Source organism: Paenibacillus violae (assembly GCF_032461945.1).
GTDB classification, from domain to species: domain Bacteria; phylum Bacillota; class Bacilli; order Paenibacillales; family NBRC-103111; genus Paenibacillus_E; species Paenibacillus_E violae.
Genome location: NZ_JAWCUD010000007.1, coordinates 333,023 through 353,644 on the forward strand (window position 1 = coordinate 333,023; position 20,622 = coordinate 353,644).

Annotated in this window: 15 protein-coding genes; 6 read left to right on the top strand and 9 right to left on the bottom strand. The window is 49.3% G+C overall.

Annotated elements, in window-relative coordinates; all coding sequences use genetic code 11:
* Positions 1–59 precede the first annotated feature (59 nt).
* Both RQP52_RS21230 and RQP52_RS21235 read right to left on the bottom strand, forming a co-directional pair.
* Positions 60–4,820, bottom strand: a complete 4,761-nt coding sequence (locus RQP52_RS21230; RefSeq protein ID WP_315953710.1) for a WIAG-tail domain — start codon at positions 4,818–4,820, stop codon at positions 60–62.
* 103 nt (positions 4,821–4,923) lie between these two features.
* Positions 4,924–6,090: a glycosyltransferase family 4 protein gene (locus tag RQP52_RS21235; protein ID WP_315953711.1), complete on the bottom strand. Its 1,167-nt coding sequence runs from the start codon at positions 6,088–6,090 to the stop codon at positions 4,924–4,926.
* Positions 6,091–6,310: 220 nt separating this feature from the next.
* Between RQP52_RS21235 and RQP52_RS21240 the strand changes: the two genes are divergently transcribed.
* The gene (locus RQP52_RS21240; RefSeq protein WP_315953712.1) at positions 6,311–7,414 is read left to right on the top strand and encodes a YheC/YheD family endospore coat-associated protein; all 1,104 of its coding nucleotides are present in this window, start codon (positions 6,311–6,313) and stop codon (positions 7,412–7,414) included.
* Positions 7,415–7,737: 323 nt separating this feature from the next.
* Here the strand turns inward: RQP52_RS21240 and nagZ are convergent, their stop codons facing one another.
* Positions 7,738–8,994, bottom strand: a complete 1,257-nt coding sequence (gene nagZ / locus RQP52_RS21245; RefSeq protein WP_315953713.1) for a beta-N-acetylhexosaminidase — start codon at positions 8,992–8,994, stop codon at positions 7,738–7,740.
* A gap of 643 nt (positions 8,995–9,637) precedes the next feature.
* Between nagZ and asd the strand changes: the two genes are divergently transcribed.
* Together asd and RQP52_RS21255 are read left to right on the top strand one after the other, a co-directional pair.
* Positions 9,638–10,426, top strand: a complete 789-nt coding sequence (asd, locus tag RQP52_RS21250; protein ID WP_127456566.1) for an archaetidylserine decarboxylase — start codon at positions 9,638–9,640, stop codon at positions 10,424–10,426.
* Between the two features lie 15 nt (positions 10,427–10,441).
* The gene (locus RQP52_RS21255) at positions 10,442–11,695 is read left to right on the top strand and encodes an MFS transporter (RefSeq protein ID WP_315953714.1); all 1,254 of its coding nucleotides are present in this window, start codon (positions 10,442–10,444) and stop codon (positions 11,693–11,695) included.
* Positions 11,696–11,767: 72 nt separating this feature from the next.
* Here the strand turns inward: RQP52_RS21255 and RQP52_RS21260 are convergent, their stop codons facing one another.
* Positions 11,768–13,207, bottom strand: coding sequence for an NAD-dependent malic enzyme (locus tag RQP52_RS21260; protein ID WP_315953715.1), 1,440 nt, complete (start codon positions 13,205–13,207; stop codon positions 11,768–11,770).
* 77 nt (positions 13,208–13,284) lie between these two features.
* Positions 13,285–14,757, bottom strand: a complete 1,473-nt coding sequence (gene pdxR / locus RQP52_RS21265; protein WP_315953716.1) for a MocR-like pyridoxine biosynthesis transcription factor PdxR — start codon at positions 14,755–14,757, stop codon at positions 13,285–13,287.
* A gap of 131 nt (positions 14,758–14,888) precedes the next feature.
* Here pdxR and RQP52_RS21270 point away from each other — a divergent pair, with 131 nt between their 5' ends.
* The gene (locus RQP52_RS21270) at positions 14,889–15,479 is read left to right on the top strand and encodes a GNAT family N-acetyltransferase (protein WP_315953717.1); all 591 of its coding nucleotides are present in this window, start codon (positions 14,889–14,891) and stop codon (positions 15,477–15,479) included.
* Between the two features lie 114 nt (positions 15,480–15,593).
* The gene (locus tag RQP52_RS21275; protein ID WP_315953740.1) at positions 15,594–16,904 is read left to right on the top strand and encodes an aminotransferase class I/II-fold pyridoxal phosphate-dependent enzyme; all 1,311 of its coding nucleotides are present in this window, start codon (positions 15,594–15,596) and stop codon (positions 16,902–16,904) included.
* A 163-nt stretch (positions 16,905–17,067) separates the two neighbouring features.
* Here the strand turns inward: RQP52_RS21275 and RQP52_RS21280 are convergent, their stop codons facing one another.
* The 3 genes from RQP52_RS21280 to RQP52_RS21290 all read right to left on the bottom strand — a co-directional run bounded on the left by RQP52_RS21280 (position 17,068) and on the right by RQP52_RS21290 (position 19,240).
* Positions 17,068–17,550, bottom strand: coding sequence for an SRPBCC family protein (locus RQP52_RS21280; protein WP_315953718.1), 483 nt, complete (start codon positions 17,548–17,550; stop codon positions 17,068–17,070).
* 31 nt (positions 17,551–17,581) lie between these two features.
* Positions 17,582–18,910 carry a DRTGG domain-containing protein gene (locus RQP52_RS21285; protein WP_315953719.1) on the bottom strand — a complete coding sequence of 443 codons (1,329 nt, stop codon included), beginning with the start codon at positions 18,908–18,910 and terminating at the stop codon, positions 17,582–17,584.
* Between the two features lie 129 nt (positions 18,911–19,039).
* The gene (locus RQP52_RS21290) at positions 19,040–19,240 is read right to left on the bottom strand and encodes a hypothetical protein (protein WP_315953720.1); all 201 of its coding nucleotides are present in this window, start codon (positions 19,238–19,240) and stop codon (positions 19,040–19,042) included.
* Between the two features lie 240 nt (positions 19,241–19,480).
* Here RQP52_RS21290 and RQP52_RS21295 point away from each other — a divergent pair, with 240 nt between their 5' ends.
* Positions 19,481–19,888 (top strand): cytochrome-c oxidase, encoded by a 408-nt coding sequence (locus RQP52_RS21295; protein ID WP_315953721.1) that lies wholly within the window; start codon positions 19,481–19,483, stop codon positions 19,886–19,888.
* 509 nt (positions 19,889–20,397) lie between these two features.
* On the opposite strand, the gene tatA is transcribed toward RQP52_RS21295, so the two are convergent.
* Entirely contained in the window at positions 20,398–20,595 is a 198-nt protein-coding gene (gene tatA / locus RQP52_RS21300; RefSeq protein ID WP_127456556.1) for a twin-arginine translocase TatA/TatE family subunit, read from the bottom strand.
* Positions 20,596–20,622 lie beyond the last annotated feature (27 nt).

A 20,622-nucleotide genomic window follows, 5' to 3' on the forward strand; every position in this document is an offset into this window, starting at 1 on the left:
GCGAATCACACACAAAAAAGGATCACGCCCAATAGACGCGATCCTTATCGAGGAAGTCATTATCCTTTTGTTCCTATGGAAATCCAGTTAATGATTCCGTACGCGTCCGGTGAAAAACGGGAACGCACAATGATCATTTGCGCTGAATTCGTTTGTTTTTGTTTGATAACGGCATAACACGAAGGGTGACTGGTTGTCGCTGTGATGACATAGTTAACATCGGCATACGGCTCATCAAAGAGTAACGTGACTTCGACGATTTCGTCCTGCACTTTTAATTCAAAAGGAACCAAACCGAATTGTTGCAGAGCCCCCGGCTTTGCCGCAGGAGTGTGCACGGCATTGAAGCTAAGCTTGCTCTCATCCACACTGCCAGCCGCCAGCTTCGTACCTTCGACTGCGCCCTCAGCCAGATGTTCCCCTTGAACGGCGCCGGCGATTATTTTACTGCTGTCTACACTACCCGGCGACAGATGGAAACTGCTGATCGCGCCAGATACCAGCTTGCTGCCGTCCACACTGCCCGGCGCCAGCTTGCCGCTATCCACGCTGTTCGCAGCCAGTTTGGAACTGTCAACGCAGCCTGCTCCAAGATGGAAAGCGCTAATCGTGCCGGAAACCAACTTGCTGCCATCGATACTGTTCGCTTGAAGCTTAGCGCCATTCAAAGCACCTTCCGCAAGATGTTCACCGCTGACCGCACCAGCTGCCAAAATGCTGCCATCGATGCTGCCTGCCGCCAGCTTCGAGCCACTCAATGCGCCGTCGGCCAAGTGATCTCCCGTCACTGCGCCCAGGGCCAACTTACTGCCGTCCACGCTATTTACGGCCAGTTTGCTGCTGTCGATCGCGCCATCTGCGATATGGCTGCCGTTTACCGCACCGGCTGCAAGTTTGCTGCTATCGATACTGCTTGCTTTGAGCTTGGCGCCGTCTAAAGCACCTTCCGCAAGATGTTCGCTGCTCACCGCACCGGCTGCCAACTTGCTGCCATCCACGCTGCCAGCGGATATATGATAGCTGCTGATCGCGTTGGAGGCTAATTTGCTGCCGTCTATGCTTCCTGCCGCCAGTTTTGCGCCAAACAAGGCTCCGTCAGCCAAATGGTCTCCTGTGACTGCGCCAGCGGACAATTTACTGCTGTCTACGCTGTTCGCAGCCAGCTTGCCGCTGTCAATCGCGCCATCCACGATATGGCTGCCGTTCACTGAGCCAGCGGTCAACTTGCTGCCGTCGACACTGCCAGCCGCCAGCTTCATTGCATCCACTACGCCGTCAGCGAGATGGTAGTTGCTTACTGCACCAGCTACCAGCTTACTGCCGTCCACGCTGCCTGTTGCCAGTTTCGCGCCTGTCACAGAGCTCGCACTAAGATGCTCGCTGCTCACTGCGTTCTCCACAAGTTTGCTGCCGTCCACACTAAGCGCCGCCAGCTTGCTGCCGTTTACTGCGCCTGGTGCGATATGATCGCTGTTCACTGCACCGGACACCAACTTGCTGCTGTCCACGCTGCCGGGTGCCAACTTCGCTCCGTTGATTACTCCGTCAACCAGGTGATCTGTTTTTACAGCCCCAACTGCCAGCTTAGAGCTAACGACACTGCTGTCCGCCAGCTTCGACCCATCAACGATGCCTGCTACCAGATGGCTTCGCAGCACAGCGCCTTCTGCCAGCTTCGTGGAGTCAATGATACTGTCCGCCAAATGCTCCCGTTGAATTGCGCTTGGAACCACTTTGCTGCTGTCCACGCTACCTTTTGCGAGCTTGCTGGCGTCAATCACTCCGTCCACGATGTGCTCATGGTTCACAGCACCTGCGGTCAGCTTGCTGCTGTCCACACTGCCTGTCGCCAATTTCGCGCCATACACCGAGCTATCCGCAAGATGATAATTGCTAATTGCGCCAAGGCTCAATTTGGTGCCATCCACGGAATTTGCCGCAAGATTGTTATTCTCGACCGCAGCGTCTGCCAGATGCTCATGGACGATAATGCCAAGTCCAAGCTTCGCTCCGCTAACGGCGCCATCGGCCAATTTATCGCCGGTCACAGCTCCAGCTGTCAGCTTCGCACTATCCACGCTTTCCTTTGCCAACTTCGCGCCAGTCACCGCGCCTTCCGCGATATGCTCGCTGCCAATCGCCCGTGCAGCCAACTTCGCGCTGCTGATCGCTCCATCGGCCAAATGCCTTGAGCTTAACGCACCGGCTACCAGCTTACTGCCGTGTATGCTCTCATTAGCCAGCTTCGCTGCCGTAATCGCGCCGTCAACAATATGCTCACTGTGCACGGACTTGCTGGAGATTTTGCGACCTGTTACGCTGGAATCAGCCAGTTTAGCTTCAGTAACGGCTTGCTCTCCTAGTTTGCTAGTCGTTACGACTTGCTCCTGCAATGACCGGGTAGAGATCGCTCCGGGTTGCATATGCTGCGAACTAACTGCTCCATTCGCCAGCTTATCTTCGGTGACTGCCCCTTTCGCAAGCGTTTCTCCGGTAATGGATTGTTCCATTAACTTCGTTCCATCCAAGCTCCTGTCAGCAAAAATATTGAGTGTAATCGAGCCTTGCGCCAAGTGCTGGGACGAAATCGCCCCCGGCTTCAGATGGCTGCCATCGATACTATTTTCCTGAAGATGACGAGTTTCAATGCTCATGGAAGCAATTTTTGTACCAGTCACCGCTTCTTCAGCAATTTTACTTGTCGTAATCGTTTGATCCTGCAAATGCTGCGTTGTCACTGCCTCTTCAGCAATATGATCGCGCCCAATCGCCGATTCCACGATTTGTTCAGCGCCAATCTCGCCATTCCCGATATGCTCTGAACGTATAGCGCCTAAGCCCAGCTTCTCACTCGTAATGATTCCATCCAGCAGGTGAGTCGTTCCAATCGTCTCTGGTGAAAGATGGATACCAAGAATTGCCCCTTCGGCCAAATGCTCGCTCGCCACGATCCCTTGGTGCAAATGCTCGGCTGTGATTGAACTTGCCGCAAGCTTATCAGAGGTCACACTGTGCGGTTTCAGCTTCGACGTATCCACGCTGCCTGCTGCCAATAGATCTGTCGTCACAGCTCCCTCTTCCAGTTTGGAGGAAGAAATGATGCCGTCTGCCAAATGAAGCTGCGTGATTGCCCCTTCGCTTATGTGCTTTTCCTCAATGAGATTCTCCGTTAAATGGCTTGAAGTAATGGATTGATTTTGTAATTTCGAGCTGGAGATGATGCCGTCTGCCAGATGCCAGTTTTGAATCACTTGCTGCCGGATATGTTTGCCTTCAACCGTGCCTTCAACCAGCTTGGATGACGTGATCGACTCATCTTGCAGCTTTGCATTGGATATGCTGTTATTGGCTAGGTGTCCGCTCTGAATCGCCTGCTGTTGGATATGTTTGGCTTCAATCGAGCTTTCTACCAGCTTCGAAGAGGTAATCGATTCATCCTGCAGCTTCGCATTAGAAATGATATTGTCAGCGAGATGTCCGATTTGAATGGCCTTCGGGAAAATATGTTTATCCTCTACTGCATTTGCAGCCAGTTTGTCTGCTGTAATGGAGCCATCCTGGATCAGTTTGGCGTGTACCGCACCTTCTGCCAGATGTTCGGATTGAATCACGCCGGAAGCAAGATGTGAGGTTTGGATAGAGCCGTCTGCCAGGTGCTCCGTGCGGATCGAAGACTTCACGATGTGCTTAGCTTCAATCGACAACGGGGCGATCTTTTGATTCGTAACAGCTTGATTCGCCAGCTTCTCCTCAGTGACCGATAAAGGAGCGAGTTTATCTTCTGTAATTATCTGACTTTCCAGATGGTAACTGTCGATTGCCCCGTCAGCGATGTGCTCGGCTTCAATTTGACCTGGCGCAATACTTCGGCTCTGGACGCTTCCATCGGCCAAATGTTCGTTGAAAATAACCTTGGACTGGATATGAACGGAGCAAATGCTTTCATTCGCAATTTTTTCTTCCGTAACGGCTTGATCTCTTAACTTATCGGTTGTAATCGCTGCATCCATCAGCTTGGCGGTGTCGATGCTGTAATTGGAAATATGTTTGGCTTGCACAGCGCCGCTGCGTATTTTGTCAGCTGTAATCGACTGGTCGTCGATCAGCTCATTCGTAATTACCAACTCAGATAAATGCTGCGACAAAATGGAGCCGTCCGCCAGCTTAATCGAATCAATCGTTTGATCGGCGAGCTTATCCGCTGTGATGCTGTTATCCAGCAGTTTGCTTCCGGGGATCGATTGATCCTGGATTTTATCACCGGAGATGCTGTGCGGAGCGATATGTTCATCATAAATGCTGTGCCCGGCGATTTTATCTCGCGTCACGCTGGCTGACGCTAACTTTGACTGATCGATTGCAAAATCCTTAATAACTTTAGTCCCGATGCTTTGCGGCTTGATTTTACTTTCGTCAACCGAACGATTCGCGATTTTCTCCCATGTTATCGCTTCTTCCACGATATCATCCGTGTAGACAACAGGGTTTACAAATTTGCCTGTTTTACGCTCAGAAAGCAGCAGCAGCGGAGGTGCTGGTACGGAAGTCTGAGATACATTTACCACCGTTGCGGGTTTATTCACTTTGGCCGGCTCAACAATCGCCGTTTTCGCTACCGGCGTTTTGGACGTCGGCGTTTTGGGAGAAATACTTGTTTCAACGACGGGTGCAACCTTTGGACTTGTTTCCGCTTTCTCCTGCTTAACCGGAGCAGGTGAAGGCTGTTCGCTTTCATCTAGCCATTTCAACTCATTTGTTCGGGAGTTCACTTTTTGCACATAAGGCCTTTCCCTGTTGCTGCTGCTCTTACGCTTACTCATAGACTCCTCTCCATTCCACATAAATTGGTCATTTGTAACATATTCAAGCTCAATCCGAGATGTACGTTAGCCCTGAAAAATGTGCGGACACCCAGATAAATAGTTACCTCCCCAATTTATGCTTGTATAAGTCATACCTCATTTCTGCCGCCTTATCCCACGTGAACAATTGATCGACTCTTTGAATACCTTGCTCCCCCATGGCTCGTCTTAGCTCTTCATCTGCCAAAAGACGCAATAAATAAAGAGGCAGGTCCGTCTCGATCTTGCCCAAATCAACTAAATACCCGACCGTCCCATTCTTAATCACTTCGCCGATCCCGCCCGAATTTGTCGCTACGACGGGAACTCCAGAAGCCATAGCCTCAATATTTACGAGTCCAAAAGCTTCTCCTTCCTCGGAAGGCACGGCAACAACGTCCGCAAGATGAAACCATTTCGGGATGTCGGCGTGCGATGTGTAGGGGACAAATTTCACATTCTGAGGCATCTTGCTTCCTTCCCGGTACAACCTTTTCACGTAAGCCGTCAATCTCCTGGAGCCATAGAAGGCACCGCCGACTAGAATTAAGACCGCATCCGGCTCCGTCTGAATCACCGTTTTCATCGCTTTGAGCAGATGGTGCACCCCTTTTCTCGGGATAAGCCTACCTACGAAAAGAATGATTTTCCGGTTCTCATAGCCGAGCTTTTTCAGCATTTGAGTGCGGGATTCATTCCCCTCGGAAGACCACCTTGACGTAAATTTGGTAACGTCCACGCCCAAATGCTGCGTCACAATTTTATGTGCGGCAGACGGCACTTTCGCGAGCACTGCCTGCTTGAGATAGTCGCTGTTGACGATAACGACATCCGCCGCGGCTAGGCATGCCTTCAAATATTTCTGCGAGATATAAGGCAAAGAAATAAATATTTTTGAGTGCAGCACCAGACTAATGAAGCATCTTGGAAAACGTTTGCGCAGATAGAGCACGAAATGCGGCCGATTCTCAACCTGAATGACGCCGGGTTTTCGTATCGCGATTTGGCGAGACACGGCGGAAATATAGGAACGAGAGCCCCCGTAAGGAACCCTTATATACGTACATCCTTCCCGCATTTCACTTCTTGGTTGATACTTCGTTCTTCTCCCCAGAACACAAACGGGCATAAATGTAACGAGCTTTTCAGCCGTTTTTTGGACAACCTGTTCGACCGAAGAGCTTTTTCCTGAGGGAATGGGAAAAGAACCTGGCGTAACAATGACAACACGCATAGGTCTCTGGCTCACACGTAACTCCCCCTTCCTTCTTCTATACATATGCGGATATACAGGCAAAGTTTGGGCAGCTGTCCGCTACTTACGCAAAAGTATCAGCATCCGTACAAACAAGCTGCACTGCTTTTCCATAAGCTGTAGAGGAGCCTCTATCTTGTCGCGTGACGAAAAACTCTAAGCCTATGCTTTCGACGCCAGTTTTTCTGGCGAAAAACTCTAAGGAGTGAAGTAGATGGTCAATCCCTATGTGGGTATATTAGTGAACGATTCCTTATACGAAGGCATTCCCCTAGGGAACACAAAATATGAAGCCATCCATTTTTACAGTGACGCCGGCAAACAATTTGGCATTACCCCTTGCTACTTCCGCATGCAGGATGTTCACATCCATACGATGAGAGTTCATGCCTATGTGGAAAGAGGAACTTCTCGATATGTGCGTGAATGGATAGCCATGCCGAAAATTATTCATAACCGGGCCATTTACTTGGACGCTAGTTCCGATCAGGAGCTGGAAAGTTGGACACAGCAAGGTATTCACGTTTTTAACCGATGGAATCGGTACAGTAAGCTGCAAATTCACCAAATATTGCTGTTGGATGATGCCATCAGACCCCATTTGCCCGGCACCTTCCCCGCTACCCTCAAAAATATGAAAGTCATGATGAGTGCCTACGACTCTATCATTATCAAACCAACGAACTCCAGCATCGGGCGCGGTGTTATGAAAATGGATCGAACCCCCACGGGCTGGCAGCTTGTTTATCCCGCGACACTCAAAATCAGCAATAAAGTCTGGCGGCAGGTCAACTTTCGCAAACAACTGCCGTTAGCCCTGCGGCGCAAAATCCAAAGCCGCGCCTACCTCGTGCAGCAGCGCTTGCCTTTGGCTACCTATGACAAACGTCCCTTCGACATGCGTGTATCTGTGCAGCGCGGAGCCTGCGGCGATTGGGGCGTGACGGGAATCGTCGCCAAAGTCGCTTCACGCAAGCTGTTCTTGACCAATGTGGCGCAAGGAGGCCAAGTGAAGACGTTGACGGAAATTTTGGCAACTGACTATCCGACTCTGAATTCCCGCGCGGTGTGTGAGCAAATTTCGGAGTTTGCCCTTCAGGTAGCGAAGTTTCTAAGCATGCATTTGCCGCATTTGGCCGATCTCGGACTTGATATCGGGATCACCACGGATGGTTATCCTCTATTTATTGAATGCAACGGCAAGGATCAGCGTTATAGTTTCCGAGAAGCAAACATGCTGGAAGAATGGAAAGCCACCTACTATAACCCCATGGCTTACGCCAAATATTTGTTGGATGGCGGTACCCCGGTTTATTAGCCCCTACCGAGCTACAGACAATGGGAACTACGTTCCCCTATTTTGGCGAAACACAGCTAGTGGGGAATTCTAAGGGAACCAGGATCCGCTAATCCCCCAGTTTCAGGCTATTTGACGGCAAATTCGAGCAAATAGACCCTCTAGTTCCCCTAAAACAGCCAATTTAGCCCATTTACCACAAATAACGCCCTGTAGTTCCCCTCCCTCTTCCGCCAGCTCCCCATCGCTCAACATGACACCACACAGGTCCCGCTTCTTCCCCAAAAATCAAAAAGAGTGCCCAAGGGTCATCATATGACTGAGGGGCACTCTTTTTAATTGTGTTATTTCGAACTTAGCACTTTCTTTACTGCTTGATTGAGGGCGGATACGTCAACCGAACCGACGCTTTCATCCTTCAGCTTGTACTTTTGCTTCAGCTTCTGAATTCTTTCCACACTCTGATCGATTGTTTCCATCGGAATCCGCTTATCCTGAACGGCTTGTCGCAGCGCCTCGATCACCTTTACAACTTTATTGTAGTCATGCCCGACCATGATCACATTAGCTCCCGCCAAAACGGATTTTACGGCGGAAGCGCCTATATCGTAGTTTTGTTCGATGGCTCCCATCGTCATGTCATCCGTCATGATTACACCTTGGAAGCCCATCTCCTTGCGCAGCAAGTCCGTCATGATTTTCTTCGACATTGACGCCGGGTTCTGTCCGTCCACTTTGGGCAGCAAAATATGGGCAACCATCACAGCATCCGCCTGTTGTTTGAAAGCTTCCGCGAAGGGGATTAATTCAAGCTTGCGCAATCTGTCCAAATCGTTCTGCACTACGGGCAGCCCTACATGCGAATCAACTGATGTATCCCCATGGCCCGGGAAATGCTTAACGACTGACGTGATCTGCTGATCTCGCAGCCCCTTCATTTCTTGAATGCCCATAGCGTTGACTACAGCAGCGTTCGCTCCAAAAGAACGGTCGCCGATCACCGGATTTTTCGGATTGCTGTTAATATCCAGCACAGGAGCGAAATCAACGTTCAATCCATACGCACGAAGCTCTGAACCGATCAAATTGCCGATGTTATAGGCATACGTCTTGTTATTCGTTTTGCCGATCTCCTGATTCGTTGGCGTTTTCTGAAGCTCCTCCGGCAACCGTGTTACCCTTCCGCCCTCCTCGTCCACACCGATCCAGAGCGGCAGCTTATTTTTTGCATTCTTTTGCTTCAGTTCATTCACCAGCGAAACTAATTGGCTTGAATCTTTTACATTTGGCTTATATAAAATAATGCCGCCCACGTGGTACGTTGAAATCAACGCTTGGGTATTTGCATTTACGCTGTATCCGTCGATGCCGGCCAAGATCATCTGTCCCAGCTTTTCGTCCAGAGACAGGCCCGCCGTCGGGTTTGCAGGCGTTGGGCTTGGAGTCGGTGCTGCAGCAGTGGGGTTTGGCGTTGAGATTGGCGTAGCTGCCGGAGCAGAAGCAGATGGCGTTGGGGACAAAGGCGCGGCTGAAGACGTGTTATCTTTTGGAGAAGATGCGCACCCCGCTAAAAAGAGAGATAACGCAGCCGCACACATCATACTCTTGGTATATCTAGGAATTACAAAATTCACTCTAACACCTGCCTTCATGATAAGTCATGCCTATTAGACGATGTGCCAGTTGAAATAGTTACAAATGAAATGGATATAAATAACACAGAACTACTCCTTTCTGATCTCTATTAACAGGCGTTTCCACATTAAGTAGATCCCGTAACATCCCAAATAGGCTCCGCTTAAAAGGAATAACTGGTTGTTGAAAACTCCATGAATATTCGTCATAAACACCGTATCATCCCGTAATATGTCATTAACCGCCAATGCGGAAATAATACCAAAGACATATGCACTGACCATTGCCAGAATATGAAACCAAATACGGCAGCTTATGAACATCCATGAGCCAACTAGCATGCAGGCTGGAATTAAAAACAGAATCAATATAATCATAATGGACATTGTACCCGTTCACCTCATTAACAGCATTGACAAGCATATTTCACCTCAAACAGCCTTCAGACTATTTTTTTAGCCACCTACCTTGCCGTTTCTTCTTCATTCGACAATTGATTCTTTTACCTTTCTGTGGCAAGATTAGCGAAGAACCATAAATAGGCATCTTTGAAGAAACTTGAACGTTGGTCAAAAGCCCGCCTAACCACGAATGAACAGGAGTTAATCTATGTCAAAACCGTTCTTCAAATTGCTAACCGAGCTCTCCTCACGTAAATGGGTATCCCAAGTGACAGGAGCTTTTGCCAGGTCCAGAGCAAGCCGGATGTTCATTCCCCGTTTTGCCCAAACTTATGGTATACGTATTGAAGATGCTGAGAAGCATGTAAAAGATTACAAATCCCTAAATGATTTCTTTACCCGCCGCTTAAAGCCGGGTTTACGCCCGATTCACGAAGATGAGACGCGTGTCGTAAGTCCGGTTGATGCCATGATTACAGGGATCGGGGACATTAAAGACGGCTTGATCGTCAACGTCAAAGGTCAAGACTACACCATTGAGGAGCTGCTTAACCGGTCGCCCCGCACAGTTAATTACAAAAACGGCTTCTACTTCGTCCTGTACTTAAGCCCAACCGATTATCACCGCATTCATTCTCCGATTACGGGGGACATCCTTGAAAAAGAGCACGTGCTCGGTAAAGTGTATCCGGTGAATGAATTCGGTCTTCGCCATATGAAGCGAGTCCTTAGTCGCAATGAGCGATTAATTACTTTCATCCAGCATCATACAGGCGAAGTTGCCGTCGTAAAGGTCGGAGCGCTGAACGTGAGCTCGATTCAGTACGTCAAGCCGCTTCCCAAAACATTGGAGCGCGGTCAAGAGCTGGCTTATTTCGAGTTCGGCTCAACCGTTGTTCTGCTTTTTGAAGACGATATGTTTGAACCTCGCCCGGACCTTAAGCTTGGTTCCAAAGTGAAAATGGGAGAAGACCTCGGCCGTTTCCTAGATAAATAGCGAGAGGAGCGCATCATGGCTGCCATAACAACACCATCTCCCGAATCCAGAAGCTTGCAGGGTGCTGGAGATATTAAACCAACTGTTTACCGGATATTGTTTGCCATCGGCCTTGTCCATTTGCTGAATGACTCTATACAATCTGTCATTCCCGCCATCTTCCCCATTTTGAAAAGCGAAATGGGATTAAGTTATACCCAGGTAGGTTGGGTACAGTTCGCCATCAACTTCACGGCTTCCATCATGCAGCCCGTAGTTGGCTTATACTCGGACCGTAAGCCATCGCCCTATATGCTGCCGATTGGCATGGCATCGACCCTTACCGGGATGCTGCTGTTAGCCTTCGCTCACTCGTATTGGGTCGTGCTGCTGTCTGTATGCTTTGTGGGGCTTGGCTCCGCTGCGTTCCATCCGGAAGGCTCACGGGTGTCGCATATGGCTGCCGGAGGACGCAAAGGTTTGGCACAGTCCATCTTCCAGGTTGGCGGTAACTTCGGCCAATCCTTGGCGCCGGTCATGACCAAATGGATTTTCATTCCGCTCGGACTCTTCGGCTCCATATGGTTCACAGGCGTTGCTGCGATTGCGATAGCCGTTCAGATGTTTATTGCCCGCTGGTACAAGGCCGAGCTCGCAACAACCCCGGTTAGAGCCAAGTCAGCTGTGAAGCGGACCGTCAATCCCGCGCATCGCAAACGTGTGTTTTTCGCCATCTACGTATTGATTTTCCTTGTATTCGTCCGGTCATGGTACGGGGCTGCAATGAGCGGTTACTTCGCTTTCTTCTTGCATGATACATACGGCTTATCCATCAACCGCGCGCAGGACTTCATCTTCCTGTTCCTTGCCGCCGGTGCTGTAGGTACTTTTTTTGGCGGTCCGATCGCAGACCGGTTCGGTAAGCGCAATGTTATTTTCTTCTCCATGTTAGGCTCAGCGCCATTCGCATTGCTGCTGCCGCATGTTGGGATTACCTGGTCTTATATCTTACTTGTCGTCATCGGCGTTATTCAATTATCCAGCTTCTCCGTTACCGTTGTTTATGCCCAAAGCCTGTTCCCTGGCAAAGTAGGAACCGTATCCGGCCTAATTACCGGGCTAGCCTTCGGACTTGGCGGTATCGGCAGTGTCGTCCTTGGAAATCTCTGTGATGCGATCGGTACGACACGTGTGATGGAATTATGCGCGTTCCTGCCGCTTCTCGGCATTCTGACCTTCCTTCTCCCTTCTGACCGTAAGTTAAAAGAATGGACGGAGGAACAGAATTAAAACAAAAAACCTTGCTCAGCGAGCTGGAAACAGCTGCTGGAGCAAGGTTTTTTCGGCTTTAAGGACTGATTTTTATTCGTGATGGGACTCTTGTGTTTCACGTTGGCTGCGGCGACGAGCCACACCGGATTCAAACGCTGCTTCCATAACCGCCTCGCGCACTTTCTCAACGACAGCATGATTGAATACGCTCGGAATAATGTAATATTCACTCAGCTCATCTTCATTCACTACCGCGGCAATCGCTTTGGCTGCTGCAAGCTTCATTTCTTGCGTGATTCGGGAAGCGCGGCAGTCCAGCACCCCGCGGAAAATACCTGGGAAACAAAGCACATTATTGATCTGATTCGGATAGTCCGAACGGCCTGTCGCCATAACGCGTACGTAAGGCTCTGCTTCTTCCGGCGTGATTTCCGGTGTCGGGTTCGCCATCGCGAATACGATTGGATCCGTAGCCATTTTCTTCACATCTTCTACCTTCAGAACGCCTGGACCGGATAGGCCGATGAAAATATCAGCGTCTGCAATGACATCGGACAAAGTCCCTTTTAGCTCGAAAGGATTCGTGTTATTCGCATACCAATCCCACATGGAATTTGTATAGCTTTCACCGCGTACGATTGCGCCATGACGGTCTACACCGATGACGTTCGTGACACCTGCAGCAAGCAGCATTTTCGTGCAGGCAATTCCTGCCGCTCCGATGCCCGTGATGACAACCTTACAAGACTCCAGCTGTTTGCCCACCACTTTAACTGCGTTAAGCAAACCAGCAAGAATTACAACCGCAGTTCCGTGCTGATCGTCATGGAAGACCGGAATGTCCAATTCATTGATCAAACGTTCTTCAATTTCAAAACAACGCGGCGACGAAATATCCTCTAAGTTAATACCGCCGAACGCAGGTGCGATGGCTTTGACAGTACGAATGATTTCCTCTGTATCTTGTGTGTCCAGGCAAATCGGGAAAGCATCAACGCCTGCCATTTGCTTGAAGAGCATAGCTTTACCTTCCATAACCGGCATAGCCGCTTCTGGCCCGATATTACCGAGTCCGAGGACGGCTGTTCCGTCAGAAACGACGGCAACTGTATTACGTTTGATTGTTAATGAGTGCGCTTTGGATGAATCCTCATGAATCGCCATACAGACACGAGCGACTCCCGGCGTATATACACGGGACAGATCGTCCCGATTTTTAATCGGAATCTTCGGAGTGACTTCAATTTTTCCGCCCAAATGCATAAGGAACGTCTGGTCGGATACGTTAATTAACTTAACACCTGGAATACTTTTCAGTACTTTAACAATGACTTCGGTATGATCCGGATCGCTAACTTGAACGGTAATATCCCGTGTTGTTGTTGTTTTACTGGCTCGCGTCACGTCAACCGCGACGATATCGCCACCGGCATCGCCTATGGCTGTAGCAATTTTCCCAAACGTGACCTGTTCTTTATGTATTTCCAAACGCACAATCACGCTTGTGCCTCCACCATTTAATCCTGCCATTCAGGGATCACTCCTACAATAAAATGATTAATTGACCACATGTTAGATCATAGCATACTCTGTCAACCATGCCAAAATCATATTGTTGATTTTATGACAATTTCTGAAACTTGTCGAAGAGCGGCAACGCCTCGGCGTATGTCCTGCTCCGTGAGATGCGCAAAACCGAAGCATGCCCCGGCCTTCCCCGGGGGGAGGCCGTAGGAACCGGCGTCGCTCCAGGTGACGCCGATCTTACGGCACTCGGCTGCATAAGCGGCATAGGTGCGGGCGTCTCCCCGCCACCAGCCGAACAGATGCAGCCCCGCGTCACTCTCCACCCAGTCGAAGAGGGTGGAGAGCTGCTCCTGCAGCAACGCTTGCAGGAGCAAGAACTTGCTCGCGTACACCCGCCGCATGCGGCGCAGGTGTCGCTCGTAGCCGCCGCTCGCCATGAAGGCGGCGAGCGAACGCTGTTCGAGCAGCCCCGAAGGGTGCGGCTCGTATAGCCGCTTCGCGGCTACAAAGGCGTCGTGCAGCGCCTCCGGCAGCACGACATATCCGATGCGCAGGTCCTGCAGCATCGTTTTGGAAAAGGTGCCGATGTAGACCACTCGGCCCTCTTGGTCCAGCACCTTGAGCGGCTCGATCGGCCGCCCGCGGTGCCTGAACTCGCTGTCATAGTCGTCTTCGACGATGACAGCGCCTTGCTCCGCCGCCCAGCGCAACAGCTGCTGGCGGCGCTCTAGACCCAGCACCGCCCCCGTAGGGAACTGGCGGCTGGGTGTCACGAACAGCAGCCGTGCGTTCCACGGCTGCGGGATAAGCCCTTGCCCATCCACAGCCGCGTGGATGGGCACTCCGCCGGCCGCCAGCACCGCGCGGCTAGCGCCTTGGTAGCCCGGGCGCTCCAGGATGACGGGATCGCCTTCGTTCACGAGCATCTGGGTCAGCAGCGCGATCGCTTGCATCGACCCGTTAACGATGACGATGCGCTCCGGCGGCGCCTCGATGCCGCGTATTCGCCTCAGGTGCTGTGCGATCGCTTCGCGAAGCGCATAATGCCCCTCGGCGACGTACGCCTCTTCCTGCGGCGACTCCGTCATCCGCCGCACTTGCTCGTACATCCCGCGGTTCCATAGCTCCCGCGGGAATTCATCCAAATGAGGCCGACCCATCACAAACGCAATTTTTTTCCCTTGATCTTGATCTTTGCCCCGCCTCTGCCCACGTCCATCCCGATCCGCCTCACAAACCCGCGCCCCCCAGTCCGAAAGCCGAATATCCTTCCCTTCGAACGGCATCTGCTTCTCCTGTACCCCGTTATATACAATATAAGTCCCTCTGCCCACATCGGCTTGCAAATAACCCTCAGCAATCAGCATATCGTACACTTGATTAACGGTCCCCCGCGATAGCCCATAGAGTGCAGCTAATTCACGGCTTGATGGCAGCTTCGTATCGCGCAGCAGCTTATTCGCCAAAATGTTGTCATGCAGGGCATGATACAAAGCCGCATATTTACTCCCATATTTCGCCTGGTAGGTATAGTACGGTATATGAAAATCCATACTCGCTCCCCTTTGCCTTTCTAAATTGGTCCATAAAAACACAGTTGAATTGGATCTTTTTATTAAACCATTTTTCCATTATGCTTACTAAAATCTCATAAATCCAACTTTTTGACAAGGAGTATACGCCCATGAATTTCCAACCAATCATACTAGAAGGTACCCAAGTTATTCTACTGCCGATGCAGGAATCTCACATTAGCGCTCTAGTAGAGGCGGCGGCTGATCCTGCCATCTTTGCCTACATGACTCCGCTGCTTCACCCTTCAGCCGTTGAACAATTTGTCCGCCAAGCGCTGGATGAGCAAAAAGCCGGCTTGGGCATTCCCTTCAGCGTATATGACAAACACTCCGACAGCTTTGTCGGCAGCACGCGCCTTTTCGACTACTCTGCTGCAAATCGGCACGTCGAGATCGGTCATACATGGTACAATCCACGTGTTTGGCGAACCAGAATCAATACGGAGTGTAAGTACTTGCTGCTGCGGCACTGCTTTGAAACCTTAGACCTCCTGCGTGTGCAGCTTAAAACAGACCTAAGAAACGAGCGCTCCCAAGCGGCAATTACTCGTATAGGCGCCCAGAAAGAAGGCACGCTTCGGCAACATCGTGTGCTGCATGACGGCTATGTGCGGGACACGGTGATGTTCAGTATCATTGCCCGCGAATGGGCAGATGTGAAGCTGCGTCTAGAAGGATTTTTAAATCGAGTAAACGTTTAGATCCTAATAAAAATCTATCCAAAAAAATTTATTTCTCGCAGTGACGTTCTCCAGGGAAAGTGGTATAATAACTGCAAAAAATGAATAGCACATTGGAAGGAATGACCCATGCTTATGAATCCTCTGGCACGACAGTTAAACGAGACCCTGGAACGTGAAAATTCTCACGTATTTGACATGCTTTCTGCATTAGGTAAATCGATTTACTTCCCGAAAGAAGGCATTCTTAGCCAATCTGCTGAAGCCAAGGCAAAGGCCAAAAAATACAATGCTACGATTGGCATTGCAATCGAAAACGGTCAGCCGATGCACTTGAAGGTCATTCAAGATACTCTCTCTACCTACGCACCCAAAGATATATATGAATACGCGCCGCCAGCCGGGAAGCCCGAGCTCCGCAGCGCATGGCGCAAAAAAATGCTCGAAGAAAACCCTGAGATCGGCAGCAAACTGATCGGTAACCCGATCGTAACGAATGCGTTGACGCATGGTCTTAGTATTGCAGCCGACCTTTTTGCTGATGTTGGTGACTCCGTTATTATTCCAGACAAAAACTGGGAGAATTACGAGCTCACTTTCGAAATCCGCCGCGGCGCGAAAATTGTGAACTATCCGCTCTACAACGAGGAGCTGAAGTTTAATGCCGCTGGCCTGCGCGAAGCGCTCCTGGCTCAACAATCCAAAGGCAAAGCCATTGTTGTCTTGAACTTCCCAAACAACCCGACAGGCTACACGCCAGGGGCTGAAGAAGGAAATGAAATTGCTGCCGCGATCAAAGATGCAGCTGAAGCTGGAATCAATGTTGTTGTATTGACCGACGATGCCTATTTCGGACTTTTCTTCGAAGGGTCCCTGCATGAGTCCTTGTTCGGTAAATTAGCAGACATTCACCCGCGCGTGCTCGCTGTCAAAATTGACGGTGCTACCAAAGAAGAATACGTCTGGGGCTTCCGCGTTGGTTTTGTCACTTATGCCGGCCAAAGCGAAGCGCTGCTTAGCGCACTAGAACAAAAAACAATGGGAATCATCCGTGCAACGATTTCCAGCGGCCCTCACCCATCGCAAACTTTCGTGCTTCATGCGCTTAACTCCCCGGAGTTTAATCAACAGAAGCAAGAGAAATATGAGATCATGAAAGGCCGTGCTAACCGTACGAAGTCCATTTTGGACTCCGGCAAGTTCGACGATGCATGGGGCTACTACCCATTCAACTCTGGTTACTTCATGTGCCTGAAGCTCAAAACAGTTGATGCCGAGGCTTTGCGCGTCCACTTGCTGGATCAGCATGGTGTGGGTACTATCGCTCTTGGAGCGACTGATCTTCGCGTCGCTTTCTCCTGTATTGAAGAAGGCAGCCTGGAAGAGCTGTTCAACCTCATCTACCAAAGCGTGAAAGAAATCGAAACCGTCTCCGCTAGCAAATAGCCGAAACGAAACAAAGAGGCTGTCTTATAGGGTCTACACCGACCTATGAGCAGCCTCTTTTCTATGCGATTATTATGAAAAATTTTCCACTCAAAACTACTATAGTCCGCTATTTCCTGCGAAAACGGCTTTTCAACCACTCAATGGGAACTAACTTTTCCTATCAACCGACCTGTTTCACCAGCTCACCATACTGCTCGTACCATTTCTTCCACTCATCCATCGGAAATTCGATCGCTTGCCCATCCAGCAGCGCAGACATCATGTCCAGACAAACATGCCAGCCGGCTAAGTCCTTTGGCGTATGGTCCGTCAACGTGCCAATGAATTCTTTTAAAACAAGCAAAGAACCTTTTGATCTTGCCGAAACTTCAAACCGGACACGATCCTTCCCCCACGTGAATTCCAACACGGAAAGCGGCTCATAATCGGTAATCTCCATATCAATCAAAGTACCCGAGCCATCCTTCATATCAAATTTCATATGGCCACCTTTGCGCAGATCATCGGCTTGAAGATTGGTCATCCATTTAACTAGAAGCTCATTATCGGTAAGGGCTGCCCAAACCTCGCTGACAGCATGCCCAAGCGGACGATCGTACTGTGCGATAAACCCGTTATCCTTTTTATTAATCGAAGCAATCATGTGCATGTCCTCCTTATTTTTTAAGCCAATTTTAAAGGATGCGTGCCGTAAACATCGATCTGGCCACCCTGGCTCCATTCGCCGTGATTTCCATATCAATTTTACAGAATCGGCGTGTCATTTCCACAATTGTCGGCACAATTTCAAAGACCTCGTCCATTTGCAGCGGAATCAGAAAATAACAGGATGAGCTATCCAGAATAAGATCGCCCTTCTTATGCTCCTTCACCGTGCGATAAGCTGCACGAATCATAATCGTGGTGAGCACCCCTTCCGATACCAAACCTTCGAAGTTCGTCATTTGAGGCGTAATCGTCCCTCTGAAAGACAACTTGCCTTCGGCATCGCGTACTTCGTCGATCCCTGCATAGATCTGCACCTCGAAAGTCTCTGCGTTCTGGGGCTGCTGCTGCATATGCTGCATTGCTTTCATGACATCTTTGCGGCTAATGACGCCGATCATTTTCCGCTCGTTATCAATAACAGGCAGTAGTTCAATCCCTTCCCATACCATCATGTGCCCTGCTGAAGCGACCGATGTTTTCAAATTAATCATGAGCGGATTCGGCGTCATTAAGCTGCTGATGAGTTGGTTCGGCTTTGCACCCACAATATCCTTGGTAGTAATTATCCCAATGGGCACCTTTTTGCCGTCGATAACCGGGTATCGCGTGTGCATGGTTTTCTCCGCAAGCTTTTGCATATCTTTGACGGTGTCCGTTCCTTCCAGGGAGTAAATCGTGCTGTCTTTGCGCATGATGTCACCGACCATCAGTATCTTCTTCTTAATCAGCCTATCTTCCATCGCGCGATTAATCATCGTAGCCACCGTGAACGTATCAAAAGAACTTCCGATAATCGGCAGATGAAGTTCATCGGCCAGCTCTTTGACTTCAGGCGTCGTATCGAACCCGCCCGTAATCAGCACCCCGGCCCCTTGGCCAAGTGCGCACATATGGGCCTGCACACGATTACCGACAATTAGCAAGTTGCCCGCTTCAATGTATTTCAGCATCGCTTCCAGCTGCATAGCGCCTATTACGAATTTGTTCAGTGACTTATGTATGCCGGTCGATCCTCCAAGCACAACGCCTTCTACTACATTCACGATTTCTGCGAACGTTAGCTTATCGATGACTGGCTCCTCTTTTTTCTCCATACGTATCGTACCAATCCGACGTTTGGTGCTGACTAGTCCGATATTTTCCGCCTCTTTAATGGCCCGATAAGCCGTTCCTTCGCTCACATCCAAATCTTGAGCAATTTGCCGAACAGACAGCTTGGTGCCGACAGGCAAAGATTCAATATATTTCGTAATTTGTTCATGCTTCGTATGCAGCTCCGAATGGCCTGTGCTCATCGTTCACACCTCGCTGAACTGTGCTATAACATTAAAATAAGTATAGTCCATTCAACTGGAAAAAGTAAGCAGATCACCTGATTCTTAAAAAGTCTCCATCAGCCGCAGCACAATATAAAAACCTGCCGATTAACCGGCAGGCTCTGTGTCATAATCAAATCCATAATAAAATGCCAAAGCTACTGGTGACAAGGGATAAAAAGCTGTTTCTCCACATTCCTCGTGTTCTCTTCGTTCCTGCCGATTCGCCATAACTCTCTGGAAGTCATAGGTGCGGTGGCGTGAAACCTTTTTACTCTCGAACTCCATCGAAGATGCCAAGCTGCTCATAACGTTCTCCCCCTTCATCATACCCATCAATGTATTACTACATTAAAGTTATTTACAATATATTATATAAATAATGAAATTATATGTGAAACAATACCAAAAATTTAATTTATTTTATAACAATTCGCCGTCTAATCCCTTTAATAAAATATTTAATCCAATTTGATTCCTCGTGCCTTGTATTTCGTTGTATATAACATACAATAAGTGTGAAGTAAAAATTGGGAGGGGATTCGCTGAATGGCTAAGACTTTTTTGAAAATTGCTGCGATTTACATCACGCTCGCTGTTCTACTCGGAATGTTGATGGGCATTATTCAAGATTTTAGACTGGCCTCGGTCCATGCGCACTTGAATTTGCTAGGTTGGGTATCGATGGCGATCTTCGGTCTCATCTATCACTTCTACCCGCATGCAGCAGAAACGCGCCTTGCAAAGCTTCACTTCTGGTTGCATAATATTGGCTTGCCTCTCATGCAGGGTGGACTCGCGATTGAGATTATCTCCGGCAATTCCGCCATGCTCCCGCTTGTCATTGTCAGCTCCTTGCTTGTCGTTATTGGCATTATCCTCTTTACGATAAACTTGTTCCTGCAGCTTGGAAATACAGCTGTGAAACAAGCGAATAAGAAGGATTTGCCGGGATAATCCCATGAATAAACAAAACCTCGACCTTCCTTCGCGGAGTGTCGAGGTTTTGTTGCGGGAGATACGTTCAGTTGAGTCACATCATTTGGCACTACAGAGGCAGCGACAACCACAATATCGTCGTACACCTTTACAAGTCCACCACACACCATTTTGCTCGTCTGCCATAACCATCACATACTCATTGAACAGAATAGCATTATAGAACTCAGCGTGGAATTACAGGAAGGTAACGACAATTTAGAACATAAGAAAAACCGTCAGGGATTCTACATCCTCCTGACGGTCCTTTAAGCGAACATCAACATATACAAGGGAACTAGAGTCCCTTATTTGGAGCAAAAAGAGCTGTTTCCTTTCTACGCGGAACTACAGGCTCTTATTTGTCCCCCAGGCCTATTTTTCAGATGATATTGATAAAATAGAGGATCGTAGTTCCCCTACTTCATGAGAAATGTTCCATTTCATCAAAATAAGGGACCATAGTTCCCTCCCTACGACGCACCATCTCAAAAAGGCTTCTTCCCCTCATTTTCAATCAGATGCTCACGTTCGCCCTCATCCATAATATTGCGCGTTGAATTGCGGAACTCCCGAAGCGTATCGCCAAATGCTCTTCCAAGCTGCGGCAATTTGGACGGGCCGAAGACAATTAAAGCAATGGCCAAAATCAAGATTAAACCTGATACACCAATATTGTTAAACATGTGTTTCCTCCTTTTATAAAAACTTTG